Here is a 22,846-nt window from a genome sequence, read left to right as displayed (position 1 = left end):
CCGTAGCTCCGGCCGGGCCGGAGCCACCGGGACGGGGCCCGGGGAGTATGTAGGCCGCGACCGCGACGGCCACCGCGACGGCGACCGCGAGCAGTGCCCCCAGCAGCAGCGTCCGACGGCGGGCGCCTGCCACGGCGGGCGAAGGAGGGGGCGGGGACGCCGCGGAAGCCGCTGCTGCTGGCTCCGGAGCGTTCCCCATATGCGGACGCTACCATCGCGCCCGGCCACGGACTATGGGTCCAAGGGCCTCTCTGGGCGCCTCACCCGGCCGGACTTAGTTGCCGTTCTCGAACTTGTTCGCCGCGACGTATTCGCCCAGGGTGCCGGAGGCCATGGCTGCGGAGATCTTCTGGATGGCGTCCGGGTCGGCCAGCACGATCGACTGGCCGTCCGCGGACGTTCCGACGCCGTTGGTGGGCAGCGTGAACATGACGGTGTTCTGTGCCCGGATGTCCTTTAGCTCGAGTCCCAGCCCGGCCACGGCTCCCGAATCAAAGGTCTTGTCCACAGTGACGAACGGCGACACGGCGCCCACCATGTTGTTGATGGTGATTGGGTTGCTCAGCGTCTGGCCGGCGGTGGATTTCTTGATGATGGCCCGCAGGAACTCCTGCTGGTTGCGGACCCGCTGGTAGTCGCCGTCCGCGTAGGCGTGACGTTCGCGGACGAAGGCCAGGGCTTGGGTTCCGTTGAAGGTGTGCTGGCCCGGGGCGAAGGACTGGCCCTTCAGATCGTTCGACGTAAACGGCAGCTTGGTGTTAACGGTCACCCCGCCCAGCGCGTCGGTGAGCCCCTTGAAGCCCTCGAAGTCGATCATCGCCACGTGATCGATGCGCTGCTGGAAGATCGACTCAATGGTCTGCACCATCAGCGGCGTACCGCCAAGGGCCAACGCCGAGTTGATTTTCGCCTCACCGTGCCCGGGGATGTCCACCCAGAGGTCGCGCATGATGGACATGGTGTAGATGTTCTTGCGGTCCGCAGGAATGTGCATGAGCATCAGCGTGTCCGCACGCTGGTCAGTGGGCGTGCTGGCGTCAGACTCGGCGGCGCCGCGGCTGTCGCTGCCCATCACCAGGATGTTCATCGACGTGTCAGTCTTCTTCGGGCGCGTGGACTCCTCCGGGAAGGCCTGCTCAATCTTGCTGGAACCGGAGTCGAAGGTGTGGGCGAGGTTGAAGAGGTAGCCGCCAGCCACCACCGCGACGAGCGCCACCATCACGGCGACGGCGATCAGCACGTTGCGGCCCCGGCGTTTCTTCGCGGGCCGCCGCCGCTCGCTGAATTCTTCCCTGGCTGCGTCGTCAGAGCTGTCGAAGGGGTGCGTCATGTGTTCCTCAAAGTCGGCCGGGCCCGGTGCCCGGATTCCATTTTGACCAATGCCAGGTGCCGCACGGGCGCCGTGGAGGCCCTCAATACAGTACACCGGACCCGTCTATCAACACTTCCGGCGGTGCGTGGCCTGGTCATCTGGACTGCCTCGGCCCGATAGTATCGGGCGGTGGCCTCACAGAGGGGTCCGGATATCCCCGTGGGGAGGGGCAGATGAAGCATCGCGGCGCGCGGCGTTCGGCCACGGTTGGAGATGCCCGAGTGCCGGGCCGCGGACTCCTTTATACAGCGTTCCTGCCGGCTTTCCTGTTCCTGCTTGTTGCGGGCCCGGCCATGGTTGCGGACGCCGACTCGATCGGTGGTTCCGTTGCTGGTCCGGCGGCCGAACCGGCACGTGCCTCGTCCGGTTCAACGGGTCCGGCGGAGGGTCACGGTCCTCTCCTCGGTGCAGCATTGCAATGGGGCGAGGATAGCGCGGCGGGGTTCTCTGAACGACTGGGTTCCTCGCCGGGCATATTCAGCCACGATGTCACCCTGCCGGTCCGAGAATCCGAGAAGGCGGATGTCCGCAAGTTCGTCGAACAGGCAGGCTCCCTGGGCGCCCATGCCCAGCTGACGGTAAAGCCCGCTGTTCCGTTGGAGCAGATCGATGCTGTTAGGGCTCTTGCCTTTGCGCAGGAGATCGGCCGGCTCACGGAGGGGATTCCCGGGAAAGTGTTCATCCGGTTTGCCCCGGACATGAACTCCAGCTGGGTGAGCTGGGGCCAGCAGCCAGCTGCCTATGTGGCCGCCTTTCGGTCGGTGGCAGCCGCGTTTGACTCCATTGACGACGCCGGCACTGTCATGGTCTGGGAGCCCTTCCTGGCCAAGGATTACCCCTTTGAGCGGAACCGCAACGCGCCCGGGCCCGGCTCTGACGGGTATCGGATCCTGGACTCCAACGGGGACGGTGTCTGGGATGGTGCTGATGACGGCTACTCGCCGTACTATCCCGGGGACGACGTCGTTGAGTGGGTCGGGCTGAGCGTCTACCATGACGACACCCGTGGCGGAGCCGCCGTGAACTCGTTGCCGGCCTCCGGGGAGCTGGCAGACATGCTGACCGGTCACGAGGCCGGTGGTTCCTACGGCAATTTCTACGGCGCCTACGTCCAAGGACGTACTAAGCCACTGATGCTCCAGACTGCAGCGTTCTACAGCCCCACAGTGGGCGGCGCAGAGGAGTCCGCCATCAAGCTTTCCTGGTGGGGGCAAGTGCTTGCTGAGTCCTCATCAGAGCGGTTCAGCGGTGTCGAGGCCGTGGTCTGGGATGAGAAAATGAGCACCAGGGACAACGGTGTGGCCGCTATCGACTGGCGGCTGACCGGACGGCCGGACATCGCCGCAGCGGCCGGAAACCGCTTGGAAAGCTCCACCCTGGTAACAGGACCCGTCACCGCCACCAAAGACCCGAGTGCTTCCGTGCCGGACGCCGGTCAGGTCCTTTCCGGCGGGGCAGTCTGGGGCGTTGGTGCCGCTGTGGTGTTGGTGTTGTTCCTGTTGTGGGCCGCTCCCCGGCGTTTGCGCCGCGTTTCGGGCTGGTCGTACACGGACCCCTCTTCCCGGGATTCAAGGGTGGACCTCCTGCGTGGGCTCGCCATTGTGTTTGTTGTGGTCAATCACTTGGGCATGACTTCGCTTTTTCAGTTGTTCACCCAGGAGGCCGTGGGCTTCGTGTCTGGGGCGGAACTCTTTGTCCTTTTTTCCGGGTTGGTCCTGGGTATGGTGTTCGGTCCGCGGGTCACGGACCACCTTGGTGACGTGGTGGACCATGCCGGGAGGCGCGCGGGAAAACTGTACGGCACGGCCTTGGTGGTTCTGCTCGGCGTCTTCCTCTTTTCGCTTGTGCCGGCTGTCAATGCGGATGCCCTGACGTCATTCGTTGACCAGGGAACGGGCGCCGCGGGGCGCGGGGGATCGGGCCGCGCCTATGACCTCTACGCGGGAATGGGGTCCCTACTGCAGTTCCCGGTGCCCCCCGAAGTGATCCCCGGGATCCTGCTGTTGAAGTTCGGGCCCTGGCAGTTCAACATCATGGGCCTCTATGTGGTGCTGCTCATCGTCAGCCCCCTGGTATTGGCGGCTCTGTCCCGGGGAAAGGTGCTGTGGGTGCTGGCGTCGTCCGCAGCTCTCTACGCGGCGGGTGCTGTGTTCAGGATCCGGCTGCTGCCCTCGCAGTTCGAGGACTCCTTTCCGCTGATGGTATGGCAGGTCCTCTTCGTGCTCGGTCTGGTGGCCGGGTACCATCGGGCGGCCATCATCGCCTGGCTGGGCCGTCGGACCTGGGTGGTGGTCGCTTGCACGGCGGCCGCGGCCGCACTGGCTTTCCTGTCCTTCTGTAATCCGTATCTTGCCAACGGGTTTGATACCCGGCTGGCCGTCATGCCGGACGCCACCTACCGTGCCATGTACGATGCCTTTTTCGGCCGCACCTATCTGGAGCCGGGAAGGTTGCTGAACGTCGTGCTGTTGGTAGTGGCGGTCTACGCGTTCCTAACGGCCTATTGGAAGCCCGTGGAGCGTATTTTGGGGTGGTTCCTGATTCCCCTCGGACGGGCCACACTCTACGTTTTCATCATGCATGTAGTGCTGATCGCTGTCATATCCAATATCCCCGCCCTGCAGGATGGCCGAGTCCTCGTGAACACGGCCGCGTACGTCGTGGTGCTGGCCGTTCTTTGGGTGATGGTCCGGACACGCTTTCTGTTTCGCGTCATCCCCACCTGACGGGCGCCGCGGCGGCCAGAACCGCCACCAGCCTCCCCAGAGGGTGTGCTACGCGGCCACCTGAAGGCGGGTGAGGAAGATAGCTGTGACGTCGTCATCCGGCTGGGTCTCCCGGTGGAGGTCCTGCAGGAGGGCGGTGAGCTGTGCGGGGGTATGGTCGCGGACGAGGGCTGCGAGGTCATCGAGCGCGGCCAAGGTACCGTCGTAGAGGTCCAGGAGCCCGTCGGTGAAACTCGCGAGGGTCTCTCCCGGGGCGAGGAAAGCATATGCCGTGCCCCACGAGCCTGGTTCACCGAGTCCCAGCGGCAGCCCGCGACAGGGCAGGCGGCGGTAGGAGCCGTCACGGGCGACGATGATGCTCAGGCCGTGACCGGCGTCGGCGTACTCCAGGCGCCCGCTGGCCGGCTCAAGCCTGGCCAGGAAGGCCGTCGCAAAGGTAGCCGTGTTCTCCAGATCCACTGCGAGGAGCCTGCTGGCCCGGTCCAGAACCGCACTGGGCGCGTTGCCTCCAGCACTGCGTACCGCGCTGCGGACGGTGGCGGCCATGAGCGCCGCAGCCGTCCCCTTGCCCATCACATCGGCAAGCATCAGATCCACGCCGTCTTCCGATTCACTCCACGAGTAAAAGTCCCCGCCCACGTCCCCTTTCGGCAGGCAGATCCCGGAAATCTGATAGTGCGGTGCGCCCGGGGTGGAGGATGGCAGTAGGGCCTGCTGCACGGCTCGGGCACGGTCCCGGTCCGCGGAGTCTTGGAGCTCACGTTCGGCCCAGCTTCCGAGTTCATCCAACTGCCGGAGCTGAACCTCGGAAAGCTCACGCGGCTGGGTGTCAAACAGGCAGAGAGTGCCGACCCTGCTGCCCGCATCCACGCTCAGCGGCCGGCCGGCATAAAACCGGACACCGCGCCCGCCGACGACGTCAGGCAGGTCCAAGAACCGCCGGTCCGCCATCGCGTCCGGGACCATCAGGATTTCCGGTTGGGCAATCGCGGCGTCACAGAAGGTGTCCTTCCGGTCGATCTCCCTCAAACCCGTTCCTTGCGGTGACTTCACGAACACCCGGTCGCTGTCCAACAGATTCACTGCGGCTACGGGGACATTGAACAGTTCACGGGCGGCACGGGTGATCCGGTCAAAGCGTTCCTCCGCCCGCGTATCCAACAGGGATAAGCCGTGCAGGGACACCAGCCTGACACGCTCATTCTCGTCGGCTGTTGTCAGATCCACATTCATTTGCCGTCCTCCCAGACCGTCACCGTCAAGAGTACTGTCCAAGACCGGTTCCGGCGCCGGTGAACCGCGGCTCAAGGAGGCGAAGTCAGCTGTGGAGGCGGGCGAACCGCAGAATAGAGAGGATGGCCGGTGCGAGTTCGTCCTCCATCTGGTCGTAGAACTCCTGCCCGCGCCGGTAGGGATCAACGACGTCGTTGTCGGCGGCGTCCGGCGCCAGTGCCAGGTGCCGAACTGACGCCGCCCGGCCGGGGAGTTCCCGCCAAAAGGATGGAGTGTCGCTGGCGGGGGAGGGTGCGGGGGTGTCCGCGTCGCGCTGCTCAAGGACCTTCAGCATCCGGGCAAACTCGCGGATAGTAAAAGTTCGCTTCAGCAAAGAGGCATCCATCTGCATTACCTCGCCGCGGTGTTTAGCGGTCATCGCCAACACCAGATCGGACTCCCGGAGGATCTTTTGCGTCAGTTGGCGCGCCGCAAAACCGTCCGGGGTGCCGCCATACGTCCTGATGATGTCCGCAGAGCTCGGCTGGATCGGATCGCCCACCATGGCGCGCGTACCGGCGCTTCGAACCACAAAAGTACCGGGCTGCACTTGATCCAGGCCCGCCTGAAGCAGGCGCTCGGCCACCGGCGAGCGGCAGATGTTGCCGGTGCAGACCGTGAGGATCCGAACGGGGCGAGGCGTATCCAAGGTTTATCCAACTTCCATTAGCGAGACTCTTGCCAGCGACGTGGTTTCCGAGTCTAGCCGCGACGGGCCATTCACATCTCCGGGAGAAGATAGGGCCGAGTTCTGTCGTTCTTGAAAATAAAGCATCTTGATATTGAAGATTCACGCTTTTCTGCGTACAGTCGTCCAAGGATGCCGAAACAATCGGCAGGAGCTTGCCCGACTGGGTTCTCCGCCGCACTAGAACTTGGGGTAAATAGATGTCGGAGATCAAGAGCCTGGCCGCACCGAAGGCGAGTTTCGACCGCCGTTCCGTCGTAAAGACCGCCGCGTGGAGCGTGCCTGTTATCGCGGCAGCAATTGCAGCGCCGGCGGCTGCGGCATCGGCGCGGACCGCGACAGTGGCCTTCGACTACGCTGCGGGCAATGCAATCACCCTCCCTGAGGCTGGCAGCGAAGGTAAGCCGAACCCAAAGAATCGTGCGGGAACGGGCCCCAAGGGCTTCTATATCCAGAACACCGTTGGTGCCATTTCGGGCCAAATTTACGGCACGATCATTATCACGCCGACGGCCAAGACAACCGCGCCAGCAAATGCCGGTCCGGAAATTGGCATCTACTCCGTGACGAGCACGGGGCCGAAGGTCACTGTCGGTGCCGACACTGATGCCAGCAATGGCTACAAGGCCACGTTCACCGCCGCCACTACTACTGTGGAAAGCAAGGATCTCCTGACCTTCAGCCTGGGCCTTAACCATGTAAAGAACACCCCCGGCGGCGGTGGCAACATAACCGTGTTGCTAAACATTCCGGGTCGCTCCCAGATAACGCTTGGACCGACTCCCTTCACCTTGACCTAGGAAATACTCCTCCACCGCTTCCAGGCCCGGGTCCGCATGGCGTTTCAACAGTGATCTAATGGCACGTATCTAATGGCGGCAACACTTTAGGAGTGCCATGCCGGAACGGGTCTCGAGGCGTGAGTTTCTGGTGCTGAAAGTTGCATCCGCCCCGGCCGGCATCGTTGCCGTTCTGGATATCGACAGTGATTGGCTTGGAATTCGAACCGCACGCCAGCGATTAATGGTGAAACTTGTTGAACGACTCCACTGACTTGAATATTGACGTTCTGGGCACCTGCTTCACCGTGCATTGGGGGGCAGCCGTCGCGCCTGCCCAGCGGCAAGCAATGGCGGCGGCCTGGAGCCGGTGCTCTGCTGGGCCGCGGCCATATACACCGGAAATGGAGCCTTTAACGTCAGGCCTCTCTTTCACGGCATCCATTTACTTTGCTTCGAAGTTACCGGGCGCGGGCGTGATGCACGTCGACTCGGACACTTTTGAGGGCTTGGCCGAAGCGGTGACCTCCGAAGTGACCGTCGCCGCCATCCTCGAACGCGCCGGCGACTTGACTATGCTCCACGCCTGCGGTGTAGCGGAGCCTGGCGGCGCTGTCGTTGCCCTCGTGGCAAAGTCGGGCACCGGCAAGACCACGGCGTCCTCGCAGCTCGCTCGGACCTTTGGCTATATAACGGATGAAACGGTCGCGATCCAGGCTGATGGGAGTGTTGTGCCGTATCCCAAGCCGCTGTCCGTCAAACAGGCAACGCCGGGTGTGGCCAAACTCCAGGTGGGCCCGGACGAGTTGGGCCTGCAAGTCGCGCCGGACAAGCCGCGCATCGCGGCCATCGCGCTACTCGACAGGGTTGACGGCGGTGACTATCAGCTCCCCGTCATCGAGCCGGTCCCTCTGGTGGATGCAGTGCTGGCACTCATTCCGGACACCTCTTCCCAGGCTGCCGTGTTCCAGCCACTTCAGTCGCTGTGCCGGCTGATTGACAGCGTGGGCGGAGTGTTCCGCATCAGCTACACCGAAGCGGCTGACCTGTCGGACAGCCTGGCGCCGCTGTTCTTGACGGAGCTCGATAACCCGCCGGAAGCCACGAGGGCATGGTCACCGGCCCCGACGCGACCTGAAGCGGAGCCAGAAGATGACCAAGACGGCGCGCAACCATCGGAACCAATTCCCGCAGGCTGGCTGCGGAGGGCCGACGCTGTTGATGCGGTGGAGATCGGCGAGGACTTGCTAGTCCTGACGGAAGCGGAAGTCACCAGGCTCAGCGGCATCGGGCCCATCATCTGGCACTCCGCCCATCAGCCGGTCTCGATTGCAACTTTGACGAGCCGGATCGAAGCCGAGCATGGACTGCCTGAAGGCTATGAAGAATTGCTGGATGCGGCCGTGGACGGACTCATCGGCCGGGGATTGCTCCTACGCGGTTAATATGCACACCAACGCGGACACCGTACCGTACAGTAAATTTCCGTGTGGGTCGTTGGGGCCACGCACGGGGGAGAGGACCAAGGCGTGACTGGTTTTGATACAGCCGACAATAGCGGGCAGACATCGGCGGGGCTGGGGCTGGCGGACTATCTGCGCATCGCGCGGGCCCGTTGGAAAGGCATCGTTACCTTCACCCTCGCACTGACCCTGATTGCCTTCTGCTGGGCTCTCTTGCAGCCAAAGATCTACTCATCTCAGTCCAGCGGGATTGTCGTGGCTGGCGGTTCGGATGACCTAACTATGTCCCTTATGAGCGAGAACTTGGCGCAGACCAAGGCCGCCAAGTACGAGTCGGTGGCTAAATCCAGGCTCGTGGCCGAGCGTGTCGTCAAGACGCTGGGCCTCACCACATCGCCGGACGCCCTTCTCGGGTCCGTGACCGTGTCCGTGCCCAAGGAGAGCGCCCAGATCGCCGTTACCGCCACGTCCACAGATCCCACAATGGCGCAGCGTGTCGCGGACGCATGGGTCGTTGGTCTGTCGGAGCAGGTAAAAGAGGTGGAAAGCATTCAGGCCGTTGAAGGCTCGAACGTAGTCCCCGTTCCGGTCATCCGGGTAGTGCCGCTGGGCGAAGCCCTCCTGCCGACATCCCCGACATCCCCCAACGTCAGGCTTGCTCTGGGCATCGGAGCTCTGGCTGGGCTGGCGCTCGGACTCCTCTACGCCATGCTTCGCCATCACCTGGATCGCCGGCTCCGCAGTCCCGCAGTCATTGAACGTCGGTTCGGGGTCCCGGTACTTGGCACAATCCCGGTTGACCACCGCTTGGATGGGAAAAGCACCGTACTGGAAGACGGATTTATCCCGGCCACGTCAGGTACAGGTTCGCACGCGATCAACGAGGCGCTGCGGGAGCTCCGGACGAATCTCCAGTACGTCGACGTCGACAATCCCCCGCGGATCATCGTCGTGACAAGTTCGGTTCCGGCGGAGGGCAAATCGACAGTGACTGCCAATCTGGCCGTCACGATGGCTGCAGCAGGCGAGAACGTCATCGTCGTCGACGGCGATCTGCGCCGCCCCACCGTTGTCGATGTTTTCAATCTCATTCCCGGAGTCGGCGTCACTGATGTACTCAGTGGCCATGCCGAGCTGGAAGACGTGCTGCAGGAATGGAGCGCGATGCCTAACCTGCGCGTGCTCGGATCCGGCCGGATCCCGCCGAACCCCAGTGAGCTGTTGGGCTCGCTTGCCATGAAGAACTTGCTTCAGACGCTCGCCCAAGACGCCATTGTGCTGGTTGACGCCCCGCCGTTGCTCCCGGTGACGGACGCCGCCGTCCTTACGCGGGTTGCTGATGGAGCAATTGTTGTCGTCAGGTCGGGGAAGACCACCGACGATGAGCTCGGGAAAGCCCTCGGCAACCTGGGACGGGTCAACGGCAACGTGCTGGGCACCATCCTTAACCGCGTTCCCACCTCCGGCGCAGACTCCTTTGGGTATTACACCGCGTATCAATCTCACGAACCTGAGCCAGTGCGACAGCACTGAAGTATCCCCTTGGAGCGACCGCTCCAAGGGGATACTCGTTGACCTGAGAAGTCAGCCCACTCCGCCGGCACGGTCAAGCGGCCAAAACCTTGCCGCCACCTGACCGACGACGGCCGAGGACTTGATGGTCCTCATGCAGTCACCCGCCGCAACAGTCAGGCTCCGGCAGGCGATGGCGGAATCCACCGAGACCGAACGGTGGTCTCCCAGCACCACGAGTTCTCCCTCGGGGACCGTGAACGCGGGAACACACCTGAGCGAACGGGGGCTGGTCTGGCAGTCGATGCTGCCTGGCCGAAAAGGCAGATCTTCGAAAATGTAGGGCTCGTCCAGGGGCTGGCCGTCGATTCGCAGTTTGCCATCCTCGCCACAGCAGCTGATGGTTTGGCCGCCGGTCGCAACCACCCGCTTCACCAGGAACTGTTCGTTGGAGGGCCCGATCCCGGTCATGTCGCCGAATGAACGGGCAAACCCGGCGATCCCGCCGCTGCGTGCCACCGCCGATTCCGCCTGCCAGCTGTCCGGGCGGGTGAACACCACGATGTCACCGGTGCGTGGTTCTGAGCCAGCGTAGGCAATACGGTTCACGAGGATTCTGTCGCCGTCGCCCGCAGACCCCTGCAGCGTCGGCTCCATCGATCCTGACGGTATTCGGTAGGCCTTCACCAGGAACCCCTGGATCAGGGCGACAGCCATCAGGGCAATCAGCATGTTCAGGGCCACGGAGGCCCAGAGGGGGAGCTTCTTGCCTGCGCCGATGTTCACGAGTTCAAGCTATCACCGGCGGTCCGGACTCAAGGCGCCGGCGCTGGGTCGTACTGCATCCGGTGAGGTAGTTCCTCGCCGCGGCGGCAGGGCGCACCGTGGCCGCCCCCAATACAGTACGCCGGGCCCGCCGATCAACGCTTTGTGGCCAACAAACCGGCACATAACGCGAGATTTCCCGGATATGAAGCGCACTGTTGCCTACGTCACACTCCCTGCCTAGGCTGGGTTGCGGTCGCAGCGTCGCGGCCAAACCGGTCGCAGCGTCGCGGCCAAGCGGTGAATGCACGAACAGGGGAATCGTTTTGAACCACAAACTCCGGGTTCTTGTCAGGCTCGACCTCGACTGCGGTCAGGCAGAAGTAGCAGCGCAGGGACATGTGACGGCGAGGAGCCTCCAGGCCCTGTACGTGGTGGTCAAGCGGGCAAACCACCTGAAAGAAGGACTCCACCTTGTGTTGGATGTCAGCCACGCCGTGGTGGAACCGGCGGCCCTCGAGCAGTTGCGGGAGTGCTCAGCCTCCCACCACCTCCCGGCCGCCATTGATCCGCTCCAGTCAGAATGCCAGCTCAGCATCGTTGCGCCGACGGAATATGCGCCCGCCCCGCGGCTCCGGAGGCTGGCAGCGGCCTAGAGTCCAACCGCGCCGGGTTCGCCTATCGAACACGTTCCTATCTAAACGCTCGCGTGGCCCCAAGTCCAAAATGTCGACTGGATGCTGCTACTCGGCGGACGGCCGCTGCCGTTGCCGTTTCGTCGCTGACCGCTGTTCCTTTGCGGCGAGGCGCCGACGGTTCGAGCCCCGGGTGGGTTTGGTCGCCCGGCGGCGGGCAGCCTCGGGAGCAAGACCATCAGCCACGAGGGCGGAGAGCTTGGCCAGGGCGATCTCGCGGTTGCGCAGCTGGGAGCGCCGTTCCGAAGCGGTCACGGTGATCACGCCGGCGACGAGACGTTGTCCGAGACGACTGACCAGCATCAGCCGTTGGCCATCCGAAAGCGCCGCCGAGCCGGCGACATTCCACGAGAGTTCGACGCGGCTGTCCGAGGTATTAACGTGTTGACCACCGGGCCCGGACGAGCGCGAGAACCGCCAGCCGAGTTCCGACGCGGGAATCGTGAGCGCGGGTGACACCTCCAGATCCATGCCACTAGCCTTGCACGATATGGGCGAGGGCTGACATTCTCTGTTGTGCGGAGGCCCTGCTGCCTAGACGAAGCCGAAAACGGGCGGGAAGGCCACCACCACAACCGTTGCCCAGGCGCCGTACACCGGCAGGTAGCGGGTTTGCCAGCGCTCGACCACGATAAACGGGAGGCGGCCGCGCAGGAATCCGACGGAGAGCCACGCCGCGCGCAACAAGTGCACCAGCAACAGCAGGTTCAGGCCGAGCGCGGCGATCTTGTTGGGACTGTAGCCGAACTCGGCGATGCGGGTCAGCATGGCGGTCAGCATCACGGCGTCGACTGCAAGGGCCGCGATGACGAGGGCCAACTGCAAAGCATCGAACAGTCCGGGCGGGGCGAGCGGTTCGCGGGCGGAAATCGAGTAGAGCAGCAGACAGAGGACCAGCACCAGGATCGCGTCCATGAGGATGAGCAGGGTGCGGTCGATCTCGACGAAGCCGCCGGCGGTGGCAAGCACGGCCAGAAGGACCAGCAGCATGGCAATGGTCAGCGGTGTGAAGACGCGGGTCAGGACGGGGGCGATGTTTTCGACCACCTGCTGCTTGGCCTCGACGAGCCAGGTGGCCACCACCAGGGCCGCGGGTACGGCGAACGGCAGGACCCAATCGTCCACGACCGGCTGGAAATTGGCGCCAATGATCCGGAGGGTCGCGAGCGTCAGGGCGATCAGGACCGCGCCGCCGAGCGCCAGCAGCGTGTAGTAGATCGCAAGCTCGCCGGTAAACCGCACGAAGTCCATGCGCCGCGTATCGGATCGCCACCTCCCCCCGACGTACGCCATTCCGGTCAGCACCCACAGGAAGACGGGAGCGTGCAGGGCGGCGAGCATCCCGGTGGCGCCGCCTGGGGCGAAGGGATACAGGTTGAGCACTGCCGCCAGGACGGCAAACGGGACCACCAGCGTCGCCGCCACCTTCCAGGTGAAGCGCCGCTTCCACGCGAAGTATCCGGCCACGAAGGGGAAGACGAGCAGGCCCAGGTTGCGCATCAGGGCGGCGCCATCCTCGATCCAGGCAGCGCCAGCCTTGACCGCCACGCCCGCCCCGACGGCAAGTGCCAGGACGACCACCAGCTCGCGCCATGGTGACGCGTTGCCATCGTCGGAGCCCTCCGGCACCAGGACGAGCTGCTTCCACAGCCGGTCGGAGTGCTCACGGGCAAATTCGCGTGAGACGGCGTCCAGGTTGCCCAGGCGCTTGATGGCGACGAGAAAGGCCTCCTCGTCGTCGAGGCCGGTCGCCTGCCGGTCGGCGATTTGCTCGCGCAGGTGATCCTCCAGCTCGTCGACGTCGGCGGGGGAGATCGCCCGGTTCCGCTGAACGTAGCCGCGCCACCGGTCGATCTGGGCCTCCAGCTCAGCGTGTGGCGTCATCACGCCCACCCCTCAGTCGCGGCCGCCGGCCCTTGGGTGGTCTGCCACACCTGGCGCAGCGCGTCTGCGACGACGGTCCACTGCTCCTGGCGGTCGGCGAGGGCGTCCCGGCCCGCCGGCGTGATGGTGTAGTGCTTGCGCCGGCGCCCGGCGTCGGAGGTACCCCACAGCGAGGATACGTAACCGAGACGCTCGAGCCGGTGCAGAAGCGGGTAGAGCATTCCGTCGGTCCACTGCATGCCGCCGCCCGAGAGCTCACTCACCCGCTTGAGGATTGCGTAGCCGTACAGGTCGCCGTCCGCCAGGATGCCCAGCACCAGGGGCGTGGCCGAGGCGGCGACCAGGTCTTTATCAATCCGCACCGCGCCTCCTATACCTAGAGCTGAAGGGTATCAAGCCTTGTAGCTCTAGGTATAGAGGTCCAGGCGCGGCGGTTTAACCGCAAACCCTGTCCTTGACGCATCTCCAGCCTTCCGCATATCCTGAACGAACGGTCGGTAATTATTTATCGGAAATTCATTAGGAGCAACCATGGCATCGCAGACCCTGCAGTCAGTGCCCGCCGAGCCATCGCCGGCACGGCTTGAACTGAGCCCCGAGGACGCGGCCCGGCTCGACGCCGAGGGCCAGGCCTATTTCGACAAGGTCATGGCGGAAGATTCCCGGATCGAGCCGCGTGACTGGATGCCGCCGGCCTACCGCAAGACGCTCCTGCGCCAGATCTCGCAGCACGCGCACTCGGAGATCATTGGCATGCAGCCCGAGGCTAACTGGATCTCCCGCGCCCCGAGCCTGAAGCGCAAGGCCATCCTCATGGCCAAGGTCCAGGACGAGGCGGGCCACGGTCTCTATCTGTATTCCGCCGCCGAAACCCTCGGCCAGCCGCGCGATCAGATGATGCAGGACCTGATGGACGGCAAGGCTAAGTACTCCTCCATCTTCAACTACCCCGCCCGCACCTGGGCCGACATGGGTGCCATTGGCTGGATGGTCGACGGCGCCGCTATCGCCAACCAGGTGCCGCTCTGCCGCGCCTCCTTCGGCCCCTACGGCCGCGCCATGGTCCGCGTCTGCAAGGAAGAGTCCTTCCACCAGCGCCAGGGCTTTGAGATCCTGCTGGAACTCTCCCACGGCACCCCCGAGCAGAAGCAGATGGCCCAGGAAGCGGTAAACCGCTGGTACGCTCCCGCCCTGATGATGTTCGGCCCGCCGGACGACGATTCGCCCAACTCCAAGCAGTCCATGGCCTGGAACATCAAGCGCTTCAGCAATGACGAGCTCCGCAACCGGTTTGTCGGCATGATGATGGAGCAGGTCAAGGTCCTCGGCCTGACGCTTCCGGACAAGGACATCCGGTTCAACGATGAAACCAAGAAGTGGGAGCACGGCCCGCTGGACTGGGCTGAATTCCATGAAGTCCTGGCCGGCCGCGGCCCCTGCAACGCCCAGCGCCTGGAACGGCGCCGCGAGGCACACCAGAACGGCGCCTGGGTGCGCGAAGCCGCCGCCGCCTACGCGGAAAAGCAGGCAATGAAGCAAGCAGAGAAGGAATCCGCAGCATGACCACCGAACCCCAAGCAGGAAACGTCTGGCCCATCTGGGAAGTGTTCGTCCGCTCCAGCCGCGGCCTGTCCCACGTCCACGCAGGATCCCTGCACGCGCCCGACGCGGCCATGGCCCTGCGCAACGCCCGGGACCTCTACACCCGCCGCAACGAAGGGGTGTCCATCTGGGTGGTCCCGGCCGAGGCCATCGCCTCCAGTGACCCCGATTCCAAAGGTTCCTTCTTTGAATCCCCCCAGGGCAAGGACTACCGCCACGCCACGTACTACACCAAGAGCGAGGGCGTGAAGCACCTGTGAGCACTAGTCCTGAAGCAGCAGCAGAAACGGCCGGCCACGGCGACATCTCCGTCGGCGTCAAGGGCTCCGGCAACAGCGGCGAGGCCACGGCCAGCGCCACCCGCATCACCCCCGGCAACGCCCTCCGTCCGGAGGACATCGCCCTGGCCGTCAGCCGCGGCTCCGCGAAGCCGAGCGAGGACGCTGCCGAGTTTGCCCTGCGCCTGGGTGACGACGCGCTGATCCTGGCCCAGCGACTGGGCCACTGGATCTCCCGCGCGCCGGAGCTCGAAGAGGACGTCGCCCTCGGCAACATCGCCCTGGACGAACTGGGCCATGCCCGGTCCTTCCTCAGCTATGCCGGCGGCCTGGACGGGCGCAGCGAAGACGATCTCGCCTACTTCCGCCGCGAGCACGAGTTCCGCTCCGCGGCGCTCTTCGAGCAGCCGAACGGGGACTTCGCCGTCACCATTGCCCGGCAGTTCGTGGTCAGCTACTACCAGTTCGAGCTCTACCGCCGGCTGACGTCCTCCACAGACTCCACCCTGGCCGGCATCGCTGCCAAGGCGGTCAAGGAAGTGGACTACCACCGGGACCACAGCGCCCAGTGGGTTCTGCGCCTGGCACTCGGCACGGACGAATCGCGCCAGCGCATGATCCACGCGTTCAAAGTCGTCTGGCCCTTCGTGGATGAGCTGTTCGGCGACGATGAGCTCACCGGACGCCTCAGTGAGGCTGGCGCCGCGCCCCAGCCCTCGAGCCTGCGCGAGGACTTCGACCGGCTCACCGGCGAGGTCCTGGCCGAAGCCGAGCTCGAGGTCCCCACCGTCCAGCCATCACCGGGCGGGGGCCGCCGCGGCCTGCACTCCGAACACCTCGGCTACATCCTCGCCGAGATGCAGGTGCTCGCCCGCGAGTACCCCGGAGCCAGCTGGTAGAGACCATGGAAATGTTTGTCTCCGATCCGGAAACCGCCGAGCGCCGCAACGCCGCCAAGGGCAATACTGCCCGGGAGAAGGCCTGGGCGGTCGCTGCCACTGTGTGCGACCCCGAAATCCCGGTCCTCACCATCGCGGACCTCGGCATCCTGCGCGATGTCCAGGTTTCGACGGAACCAAGCGCTGACGACGGCGGGATGGTTCCCGCCGTCCAGGTCACCATCACCCCGACGTACTCCGGCTGCCCTGCCATGGACGCCATCCGGGATGACCTCACCGCGGCTTTCCACCGCGCGGGGTATCCGAGCGTCCGGGTCGAACTTGTCCTCTCGCCGGCCTGGACTACCGACTGGATGAGCGAGGAAGGCAAGGCCAAGCTGGAGAAGTACGGGATCGCCCCACCCTCGGGCCACTCGGCGGCCACCCGGCACGCCGGCCCGGTCCGGCTCTCGCTCGCTGTCAAGTGTCCCCAGTGCTCATCCCTGAACACCAAAGAACTCACCCGCTTCGGTTCCACCTCCTGCAAGGCCCTCTACGTGTGCCAGGACTGCAAGGAACCGTTCGACTACTTCAAAGTCTTGTAAGGAACAGGTGCTTCCATGAAGGTTGTCCGCCAGACCGCCGCGGAGTCGGCCGCAGCCACCGGCCGCCGTCGTGCGTCCTTCCACACCCTGACGGTGGACGAAGTCCGCCGTCTCACCGACGACGCCATCGAGGTGACGTTCGGGGTCCCGGCCGAGCTCGCCGGACAGTTCGACTACCTGCCGGGCCAGTACGTCGCGCTGCGCACCACCCTGCCCGACGCCGACGGCCAGCCGCACGAGATCCGCCGCAGCTACTCGATCTGCGCCGAGCCGCGCAGTTTCGCTGACGGCAGCAGCGAAATCCGCGTGGCCATCAAGAAAGACCTCGGAGGCTTGTTCTCCACGTGGGCCAATGCCGAACTCAAGGCCGGCGACGTCCTGGACGTCATGAGCCCCATGGGTGCCTTTGTCTCCAAGCACGGCCGCGACGGCAAGTCCGTGGAGCAGAACGTCATGAACTCCATGAACCATCCGGAAGAGTTGGCGGGGGAGCCCGGCTCTTTCGTGGCGATTGCCGCGGGCTCCGGTATCACTCCCGTGATCGCCATTGCCCGCACCCTGCTGGCGGCCCACCCGGAGACCCGCTTTGACCTCGTCTACGCCAACAAGGCTGCGATGGACGTGATGTTCCTTGAAGAACTCGCGGACCTGAAGGACAAATACCCGGCCCGGCTGGCGCTGCACCACGTGCTCTCGCGTGAACAGCGGATCGCGCCGCTGCTCAGCGGCAGGATCGACGCCGAGAAGCTGCAGGCACTGCTGGGCACTGCCATCCACGCCGACGACGTCGACGAATGGTTCCTCTGTGGCCCGTTCGAACTCGTCCAGCTCTGCCGGGACACCCTCGCCGAGCGTGGCGTTGCCCCGGAGCATGTCCGCTTCGAACTGTTCACTTCGGGCAAGCCGGAGCGCCCCGAGGGCAACATTGGCCGGCCCGTGGTCACGGACGAATCCAAGGAAACCTACAAGATCACGTTCAAGCTGGACGGGCTGCAGGGCGAGGTGGCCAGCCCCACCCATGCCCGCGAGTCCATCCTCAACGCCGCTCTCCGGGTCCGTCCCGATGTGCCGTTCGCCTGCGCTGGCGGCGTGTGCGGCACCTGCCGGGCCAAGGTGGTCAGCGGCAATGTCACCATGGACGAGAACTACGCCCTGGAGCAGGATGAGCTCGACAAGGGCTACGTCCTGACCTGCCAGTCCCACCCCACCACACCGGAAGTCACGGTCGACTTCGACGTTTAAGCTTTTTCGACGTCCAGGCCTTTTCCAATCCAAGGAGCCCCATGATTTCCCTCTCCATCGCCGACGGCGTCGCCGAGGTCGTCCTCGACGCCCCGCACAAGCTGAACTCCCTCGACGAGCAGGCACTCGCGGATTTGTCCCGGGCGTACGACGACGCCGCTGACGCCGCCGCGCGCGGCGACGTCCGGGCGCTGCTGCTCCGCGGCGAGGGCCGGGCCTTTTGCGCCGGCCGTGACATTGCCGGCGTTACACCGGAGAGCGATGACGCGCAGGCCTACCTCGGCGGGCTCGTCCAGCCGCTGCTGAAGAAAATGAGCGCCTTCCCCGCGCCCACGTTCGCCGCCGCCCAGGGCGCCTGCCTCGGCGTGGGGCTGGGGCTGCTGCTGGCCACGGATGTGGTTTACGTGGCAGAGAATGCCAAGGTCGGCTCACCGTTCGCCAAGCTTGGCGCCACCCTCGATTCGGGCGGGCACTGGTATTTCACCGAGCGCCTTGGCATGCACCGGACCCTGGACCTGATCTACACCGCCGAGCTCATGAGCGGCGCCGACGCCGTGGCCCAGGGCCTGTTCAGCCGGGCCATGCCCGCGGCGGAACTGCTGCAGAATACCCGCGCCATCGTGGCCAACGTTGCCACCGGCGCCACGGGTGCGTTCCGGGCCAGCAAGGAGCTCGTCGCGCACATCAGGGACCAGCGGCTGGGGCTGTGGGAGGCCATGGAAGAGGAAAACGCAGAACAGGCACGGCTGTGCAAGAGCGAGGACTACGCCGAGGGTTTCCGGGCCTTCCAGGAGAAGCGCAGCCCGGTTTTCAAGGGTCTTTAGGCTCTCTTGCGGGCCCGACTACCACTTTGCTCCTTTGATTTGTAAGGTGCAGCTATGACTTTGGGGAAATCAATCAGAAAAGCCGTCATTCCAGCCGCCGGATTGGGCACGCGCTTCCTGCCTGCCACCAAGGCAATGCCAAAGGAGATGCTGCCGGTGGTAGACCAGCCGGCCATCCAGTATGTGGTGGAGGAGGCCGTCAGGGCGGGACTGACCGACCTGCTGATGATCACCGGCCGCCAGAAGCGGGCGCTGGAGGACCACTTTGACCGCGCCCCGGTCCTGGAACGGACCCTGGAGCTGAAGGGCGATCTGGACCGCTTGGAGGCGATCCAGCACGCCTCCAACCTGGGTCCCCTGCACTACGTCCGCCAGGGCGACCCGAAGGGCTTGGGCCACGCTGTCCTGTGTGCCCGCCAGCACGTGGGAGACGAGCCGTTTGCCGTACTGCTGGGCGATGACCTGATCGACGAGCGCGACGAACTGCTCAGCACCATGATCGACGTCCAGGCCAGGACCGGCGGCTCGGTGATCGCCCTGATCGAAGTGGATCCGTCCCAGATCAGCGCCTATGGCTGCGCGGACATCTCCGCCGTCGAAGGCGAGGACTACGTCCGGGTGAACCGCCTCGTGGAAAAGCCTGCCGTGGAAGACGCTCCGTCCAACCTGGCCGTGATCGGGCGGTACGTGCTCCATCCGGAGGTCTTCGATGTCCTGGAGGAAACGGAACCTGGACGTGGCGGGGAGATCCAGCTGACGGATGCCCTCCAGACCCTGGCCGTGTCCGACTGCGAGGGCGGCGGCGTTTACGGTGTGGTCTTCAAGGGCCGCCGGTACGATACCGGGGACAAGCTCAGCTACCTGAAGGCGGTTATTTCCATCGCCTCAGAGCGTGTTGAATTCGGTGAAGAGCTGAAGACCTGGTTGAAGGAATTTGTAAACTAGGCAGCAAGCTAAACGCGAGACTCTGCCGGGCCCGGCGCTGAGAGGCGCTGGGCCTGTTGGTCCTTTAAGGCTTTGAGCGCGGCAGCTGCCATCAAGGTGCCTGCCGCGCAGCCTCCAGTGTTGGTAATAATATCCAGCGGGCTCGCGAAGCGGCTGCTGAGGAATAATAACTGACCGAGTTCCATGCACGCGGAGGCCAGCAGTCCCAGGGCCGCGTTCTGCCACCATTTCCGGCCGGGAAAGGCCAAGGTGGCAGCGATTCCCACCGGAATAAAAAGCGCCACGTTGGCGGTGGCCTCCACGAACGCGTAATTAAACCAGCCGGGAAAGCCAAGCGCATGGAGCAAAAATAGAAAGGCGGCAAGTTCGCCTTGGACGGGCCGGTCCACGGGCCTGGGCCAAAAGCCGATAATCGCCAGCAGGATAAATGCACCGCCGAGGACCCCTTGCCAGAGCCGGGGCCGTCCCAGCGCCCTCACAGTGGCCCTAGGAGGTCTTCAGGACGGCCACCGCCGCCATTCCCAAGGCGGCGGTGGCCAGGAGCGCCAAGAGGATGTAAGGGAGCGCCCGCCTGGTGGGCAACGGTATGGGGGTTCATCGGKATMCCGATGAACCCCACCACCATCTTTGGTGCGTGTGGGTTGGAACCTAGACTGCGACGTCGGCCTTGGCGCGGCGGCGAACCACCACAACGGAGGTCACGCCGGCTGCCAGGGCACCTGCGCCCACCAGGGACCAGATCATGAGGTTGGAATCAGCGCCGGTGTTGGCCAGCCCGCTGGTCGATGTGGAGGTCGTGGTGGTCGTGGAGGCCGGCGCCACTGCGGCGCCTTCCACCGTGATGCTCGAAGTAGCGGTGACGCCAGACTCCACACCAGTCGCGGTGATGGTGTAAACGCCCGGCTCGCTGATGCTGAGCGGGAGGGCAAAGGAGCCATTGCCATCGGCCTTAGCGGAGAACTGCTGCGGTGCCAGCGGCAGCGTGATCTTGCCGGTAACGCTCATGCCGCGGCCGTTGACGCTGGCGCCCGTCGATGCAGGCTTGGTCCCGGGCGTGACCTTGATGATGAGGCCTTCGCCGGCCTTAAAGCCCTTGCCGCGGAAGACGAAGTCAGCGCCCGGGCCAACAACGCCGTCAGAAACGGCGGCGTTTGCGGGCGGTGCCGGGTAGTGGTCCGCTGCTACTGCCGGAAATGCGCCGATGAGGGCGACGGAGCCCGCGAGTGTGATTGTTGCAAGAGTTTTTTTCATGTGTCCCCCTGAGACCGTAAATTCGTGTGTCGCGCGATTGTGGAGACTTCCGGCCCCCGAGCAGCCGCGGATTGAAATCTCATTTGATAAGCCCATGCAGACGATAGCACCTAAAACGCGTGTGACCAAAGTGAATCAAGTCGCTTTACATATCGTTAACTTGGCGTTTACTTGGGCGCCCCGCAGGCGGAATTCTCGGTGGCCAGAATGACGTCCTTGACAGGCTGAACGCTGGGCGTGACAACCACGGTCGGTTCCGCATGCTGAACGATCTTGCCAAAGGTCAGTTCTACAGTGCTGCTCTGGCCTGGCGCCAGGGCAACGGTGACGGTTCCCACGGGTCTATCGGCGTGACGGTGGGCGGCGAAGTCGGTCTTGGTGCCGTCCACGGTGGCTGTTTCCACGTTGGCTTGGACCGGACCGTAGGCAATCACGTTGGTCTGGACTGTACCGGCCGGCACGCCAAAGACACCTCCGGCGGTGACGTAGGCAGGCAGCGACGTCGCAGCGTCTGCGGGGGCCGTGTTGGTGCTGGTGATGCGGACCTTGACCTGCCCGTAGTCGTCACGGGTGCACTCCTTCACGAGTTGAACTGTCCTCTTGACGTAGTAGTCCATTTTGGCGCCCGTGCCGTCATTGAAGTAGACGCCGAACTGCGCGGCGGCGACGCTCTTGCCGAAGATTGATCCGCTGAGCGGATAGTTCGTGATGATGGCCTGTTCCGCAGCCGCGCCGGACCAGACAAGGACCCGGCTCTCCGCCGCTCCGCGGGTGATGCCTCTGATCAGGCCTTTGGCTTCGCCCTTGCCGCTGGACAGTGCTCCGAAGATTTCTTTGGCAACGCCTGCAAAGTAGGCGTCCTGAACTCTTGGCGACGCAATTTTGGCATAGACATCGGACAGCAGGGTTGGGACCACGTTCTTTCCGTTCAGGTCCGTAGGCAATTTGTCCTTCGCGAGCGCCAACAGCTCCGGGTTGGAGATCTTGACCGGCCCGGTCGCGTCGAGGATATAGCCCAGCGCTACGGGGTCCAGGGAGAGGACGCCATCCACGTGCTGCCCGGTCTTCCTTTCCCACATGGCCTGCGCTGACGCTGCGGCGGTGGGAAAGTCGGGGGTCAGGTTGACGTCTTGCATGTACTTGCCGATTCGTCCTGAATATATCTGCTGCTGCTCCTCGTCCACGGGCAACACAGGAGACATGATTCCAACATCTCCAGCGCTGCTTTGTGCACCCAGTGTCAGCTTGCCGTTGTCCAGCGTCAGAATTGCTAGCGCCCCGGGAATGCCGCCCGATGCTCGAGCCTCGGAGTTGTTCTGGATCATGAGCAAGTAGTTCCGCCTCCCATCAGCCCCCAACATTCCCGGGGCGATTTGGGCCGCATCCGCGGATGCATCCAGGGCGCCGGTCACTGTTTGAAGTTGCTCCCGGGCCCGCACCAAGGGTTCAGCAACCTGGGGCCACAGATTGCTGGCGTCGATTCCGTCCAGCCGTTCGGCCGAGGCCCGCACAGCGTGTGCAGCGGACGAAACGCTAGGGGAGGCCGCTCGCAGGGGTTCCAGGTTCGTTCCCGCCGAGCTGGGCAGCAGGCTGTCCCAGTCGAGGGAATCGAAGACCTTCACTAGAGGGGTAACCCCCAAAGCGGCAACGTCCTCAGCTGATCGAGCTACTTCTGCGACGGCACTGAAATTTGCACCGATCCAAGGAATCGACCCTGCGATGGTCCACAGCGGATCTTCCGCAGCATCGCGGGCGGCGGTGGCGTGGGACCGGAGGGTATCCGAAGTTTCTTGGACCTCCTGTGGCCTGCCTCCAGCGATATCGTCTTTAAGGACGGTGATGAGCTGGGCGGATGCCTCAAGTTCATCCTTGATGATGGTGGCCCGTGTGCCAAGCCATGCCGCTGCTGCTACTGCGAGGACCGCAGTGAAGGCCAGCCACGCCGATGCGACTACATATAGACGTCGGCGGCGATCACCGTTGCGTTCGGATGTCGACGTATTGCGTCTAAGCCTTCCCGTATTGCCGTTATCTGCGTCGGAAACTCCGCGAATGTCAGTCATCG

At 64.4% G+C, this 22,846-nt stretch carries 22 protein-coding genes and 1 pseudogene; 12 read left to right on the top strand and 11 right to left on the bottom strand.

Annotation, left to right across the window (positions count from 1 at the left end; genetic code table 11):
* Window positions 1-199: pseudogene (locus AC1D0A_RS15225) on the bottom strand (hypothetical protein); the annotation flags it as partial.
* A 75-nt stretch (window positions 200-274) separates the two neighbouring features.
* Complete coding sequence (locus AC1D0A_RS15220) at window positions 275-1,330, bottom strand: LCP family protein (RefSeq protein ID WP_476946178.1); 1,056 nt, start codon at window positions 1,328-1,330, stop codon at window positions 275-277.
* Between the two features lie 215 nt (window positions 1,331-1,545).
* On the opposite strand from AC1D0A_RS15220, the gene opgC reads away from it, so the two are divergent.
* The gene (gene opgC, locus AC1D0A_RS15215; protein WP_476946177.1) at window positions 1,546-4,098 is read left to right on the top strand and encodes an OpgC domain-containing protein; all 2,553 of its coding nucleotides are present in this window, start codon (window positions 1,546-1,548) and stop codon (window positions 4,096-4,098) included.
* Between the two features lie 48 nt (window positions 4,099-4,146).
* Here opgC and AC1D0A_RS15210 read toward each other — a convergent pair whose 3' ends face one another.
* Window positions 4,147-5,331 (bottom strand): PP2C family protein-serine/threonine phosphatase, encoded by a 1,185-nt coding sequence (locus AC1D0A_RS15210; protein WP_476943049.1) that lies wholly within the window; start codon window positions 5,329-5,331, stop codon window positions 4,147-4,149.
* Between the two features lie 85 nt (window positions 5,332-5,416).
* Window positions 5,417-6,019, bottom strand: coding sequence for an arsenate reductase/protein-tyrosine-phosphatase family protein (locus AC1D0A_RS15205; RefSeq protein ID WP_476943048.1), 603 nt, complete (start codon window positions 6,017-6,019; stop codon window positions 5,417-5,419).
* A gap of 239 nt (window positions 6,020-6,258) precedes the next feature.
* Between AC1D0A_RS15205 and AC1D0A_RS15200 the strand changes: the two genes are divergently transcribed.
* The 3 genes from AC1D0A_RS15200 to AC1D0A_RS15190 all read left to right on the top strand — a co-directional run bounded on the left by AC1D0A_RS15200 (window position 6,259) and on the right by AC1D0A_RS15190 (window position 9,833).
* A complete protein-coding gene (locus AC1D0A_RS15200; protein WP_476946176.1) occupies window positions 6,259-6,858 on the top strand; it encodes a hypothetical protein in 600 nt (199 codons plus the stop codon).
* A 383-nt stretch (window positions 6,859-7,241) separates the two neighbouring features.
* On the top strand, window positions 7,242-8,282 hold the full coding sequence (locus tag AC1D0A_RS15195; RefSeq protein ID WP_476946175.1) for a hypothetical protein: 1,041 nt from the start codon (window positions 7,242-7,244) through the stop codon (window positions 8,280-8,282).
* Between the two features lie 84 nt (window positions 8,283-8,366).
* Entirely contained in the window at window positions 8,367-9,833 is a 1,467-nt protein-coding gene (locus AC1D0A_RS15190) for a tyrosine-protein kinase domain-containing protein (protein WP_476946174.1), read from the top strand.
* A 51-nt stretch (window positions 9,834-9,884) separates the two neighbouring features.
* On the opposite strand, the gene lepB is transcribed toward AC1D0A_RS15190, so the two are convergent.
* Window positions 9,885-10,598 (bottom strand): signal peptidase I, encoded by a 714-nt coding sequence (gene lepB / locus AC1D0A_RS15185; protein WP_476946173.1) that lies wholly within the window; start codon window positions 10,596-10,598, stop codon window positions 9,885-9,887.
* Window positions 10,599-10,903: 305 nt separating this feature from the next.
* Here lepB and AC1D0A_RS15180 point away from each other — a divergent pair, with 305 nt between their 5' ends.
* On the top strand, window positions 10,904-11,233 hold the full coding sequence (locus AC1D0A_RS15180) for a hypothetical protein (protein ID WP_243181894.1): 330 nt from the start codon (window positions 10,904-10,906) through the stop codon (window positions 11,231-11,233).
* Window positions 11,234-11,320: 87 nt separating this feature from the next.
* Here AC1D0A_RS15180 and arfB read toward each other — a convergent pair whose 3' ends face one another.
* The 3 genes from arfB to AC1D0A_RS15165 all read right to left on the bottom strand — a co-directional run bounded on the left by arfB (window position 11,321) and on the right by AC1D0A_RS15165 (window position 13,518).
* A complete protein-coding gene (arfB, locus tag AC1D0A_RS15175; RefSeq protein ID WP_476946172.1) occupies window positions 11,321-11,743 on the bottom strand; it encodes an alternative ribosome rescue aminoacyl-tRNA hydrolase ArfB in 423 nt (140 codons plus the stop codon).
* A 63-nt stretch (window positions 11,744-11,806) separates the two neighbouring features.
* Window positions 11,807-13,156: a permease prefix domain 1-containing protein gene (locus AC1D0A_RS15170; protein WP_476946171.1), complete on the bottom strand. Its 1,350-nt coding sequence runs from the start codon at window positions 13,154-13,156 to the stop codon at window positions 11,807-11,809.
* Window positions 13,156-13,518 (bottom strand): PadR family transcriptional regulator, encoded by a 363-nt coding sequence (locus AC1D0A_RS15165; protein WP_277526425.1) that lies wholly within the window; start codon window positions 13,516-13,518, stop codon window positions 13,156-13,158. The genes AC1D0A_RS15170 and AC1D0A_RS15165 overlap by 1 nt, the downstream gene beginning before the upstream one ends.
* A gap of 169 nt (window positions 13,519-13,687) precedes the next feature.
* On the opposite strand from AC1D0A_RS15165, the gene paaA reads away from it, so the two are divergent.
* Genes paaA through galU form a run of 7 tightly spaced genes read left to right on the top strand, consistent with a single transcriptional unit; the run spans window position 13,688 to window position 19,530 of the window.
* Window positions 13,688-14,719, top strand: coding sequence for a 1,2-phenylacetyl-CoA epoxidase subunit PaaA (gene paaA / locus AC1D0A_RS15160; RefSeq protein WP_476946170.1), 1,032 nt, complete (start codon window positions 13,688-13,690; stop codon window positions 14,717-14,719).
* A complete protein-coding gene (gene paaB / locus AC1D0A_RS15155) occupies window positions 14,716-15,018 on the top strand; it encodes a 1,2-phenylacetyl-CoA epoxidase subunit PaaB (RefSeq protein ID WP_028277739.1) in 303 nt (100 codons plus the stop codon). Before paaA ends, paaB begins: the two co-directional genes overlap by 4 nt.
* Window positions 15,015-15,935, top strand: a complete 921-nt coding sequence (paaC, locus tag AC1D0A_RS15150) for a 1,2-phenylacetyl-CoA epoxidase subunit PaaC (RefSeq protein ID WP_476946169.1) — start codon at window positions 15,015-15,017, stop codon at window positions 15,933-15,935. The genes paaB and paaC overlap by 4 nt, the downstream gene beginning before the upstream one ends.
* 11 nt (window positions 15,936-15,946) lie before the next feature.
* Window positions 15,947-16,519 (top strand): 1,2-phenylacetyl-CoA epoxidase subunit PaaD, encoded by a 573-nt coding sequence (gene paaD, locus AC1D0A_RS15145; protein WP_476946182.1) that lies wholly within the window; start codon window positions 15,947-15,949, stop codon window positions 16,517-16,519.
* 15 nt (window positions 16,520-16,534) lie between these two features.
* Complete coding sequence (gene paaE, locus AC1D0A_RS15140) at window positions 16,535-17,761, top strand: 1,2-phenylacetyl-CoA epoxidase subunit PaaE (RefSeq protein ID WP_476943037.1); 1,227 nt, start codon at window positions 16,535-16,537, stop codon at window positions 17,759-17,761.
* A 41-nt stretch (window positions 17,762-17,802) separates the two neighbouring features.
* On the top strand, window positions 17,803-18,585 hold the full coding sequence (locus AC1D0A_RS15135) for an enoyl-CoA hydratase/isomerase family protein (protein ID WP_476946168.1): 783 nt from the start codon (window positions 17,803-17,805) through the stop codon (window positions 18,583-18,585).
* Window positions 18,586-18,639: 54 nt separating this feature from the next.
* Window positions 18,640-19,530, top strand: coding sequence for a UTP--glucose-1-phosphate uridylyltransferase GalU (gene galU / locus AC1D0A_RS15130; protein WP_476946167.1), 891 nt, complete (start codon window positions 18,640-18,642; stop codon window positions 19,528-19,530).
* An 8-nt stretch (window positions 19,531-19,538) separates the two neighbouring features.
* Here the strand turns inward: galU and AC1D0A_RS15125 are convergent, their stop codons facing one another.
* From AC1D0A_RS15125 to AC1D0A_RS15115, 3 genes are all read right to left on the bottom strand, one after another.
* Window positions 19,539-19,919, bottom strand: a complete 381-nt coding sequence (locus AC1D0A_RS15125; RefSeq protein ID WP_476946166.1) for a VanZ family protein — start codon at window positions 19,917-19,919, stop codon at window positions 19,539-19,541.
* Window positions 19,920-20,178: 259 nt separating this feature from the next.
* The gene (locus AC1D0A_RS15120; RefSeq protein ID WP_476946165.1) at window positions 20,179-20,781 is read right to left on the bottom strand and encodes an LPXTG cell wall anchor domain-containing protein; all 603 of its coding nucleotides are present in this window, start codon (window positions 20,779-20,781) and stop codon (window positions 20,179-20,181) included.
* A gap of 167 nt (window positions 20,782-20,948) precedes the next feature.
* Window positions 20,949-22,844 carry a DUF4012 domain-containing protein gene (locus AC1D0A_RS15115; RefSeq protein WP_476946164.1) on the bottom strand — a complete coding sequence of 632 codons (1,896 nt, stop codon included), beginning with the start codon at window positions 22,842-22,844 and terminating at the stop codon, window positions 20,949-20,951.
* Window positions 22,845-22,846: the final 2 nt, after the last annotated feature.

Source organism: Arthrobacter sp. P1_D4, assembly GCF_056406115.1.
The sequence above is the reverse complement of the archived record's forward strand: the minus strand, read 5'-3'. Positions and strand labels throughout refer to the sequence as shown.

Coding starts and splice junctions, on each gene's coding strand:
- AC1D0A_RS15220 (WP_476946178.1), bottom strand. CDS start 1,330: ATGACGCACCCCTTCGACAGCTCTGACGACGCAGCCAGGGAAGAATTC.
- opgC (WP_476946177.1), top strand. CDS start 1,546: ATGAAGCATCGCGGCGCGCGGCGTTCGGCCACGGTTGGAGATGCCCGA.
- AC1D0A_RS15210 (WP_476943049.1), bottom strand. CDS start 5,331: ATGAATGTGGATCTGACAACAGCCGACGAGAATGAGCGTGTCAGGCTG.
- AC1D0A_RS15200 (WP_476946176.1), top strand. CDS start 6,259: ATGTCGGAGATCAAGAGCCTGGCCGCACCGAAGGCGAGTTTCGACCGC.
- AC1D0A_RS15195 (WP_476946175.1), top strand. CDS start 7,242: ATGGAGCCTTTAACGTCAGGCCTCTCTTTCACGGCATCCATTTACTTT.
- arfB (WP_476946172.1), bottom strand. CDS start 11,743: ATGGATCTGGAGGTGTCACCCGCGCTCACGATTCCCGCGTCGGAACTC.
- AC1D0A_RS15170 (WP_476946171.1), bottom strand. CDS start 13,156: ATGACGCCACACGCTGAGCTGGAGGCCCAGATCGACCGGTGGCGCGGC.
- paaA (WP_476946170.1), top strand. CDS start 13,688: ATGGCATCGCAGACCCTGCAGTCAGTGCCCGCCGAGCCATCGCCGGCA.
- paaB (WP_028277739.1), top strand. CDS start 14,716: ATGACCACCGAACCCCAAGCAGGAAACGTCTGGCCCATCTGGGAAGTG.
- paaD (WP_476946182.1), top strand. CDS start 15,947: ATGTTTGTCTCCGATCCGGAAACCGCCGAGCGCCGCAACGCCGCCAAG.
- paaE (WP_476943037.1), top strand. CDS start 16,535: ATGAAGGTTGTCCGCCAGACCGCCGCGGAGTCGGCCGCAGCCACCGGC.
- AC1D0A_RS15135 (WP_476946168.1), top strand. CDS start 17,803: ATGATTTCCCTCTCCATCGCCGACGGCGTCGCCGAGGTCGTCCTCGAC.
- galU (WP_476946167.1), top strand. CDS start 18,640: ATGACTTTGGGGAAATCAATCAGAAAAGCCGTCATTCCAGCCGCCGGA.
- AC1D0A_RS15120 (WP_476946165.1), bottom strand. CDS start 20,781: ATGAAAAAAACTCTTGCAACAATCACACTCGCGGGCTCCGTCGCCCTC.
- AC1D0A_RS15115 (WP_476946164.1), bottom strand. CDS start 22,844: ATGACTGACATTCGCGGAGTTTCCGACGCAGATAACGGCAATACGGGA.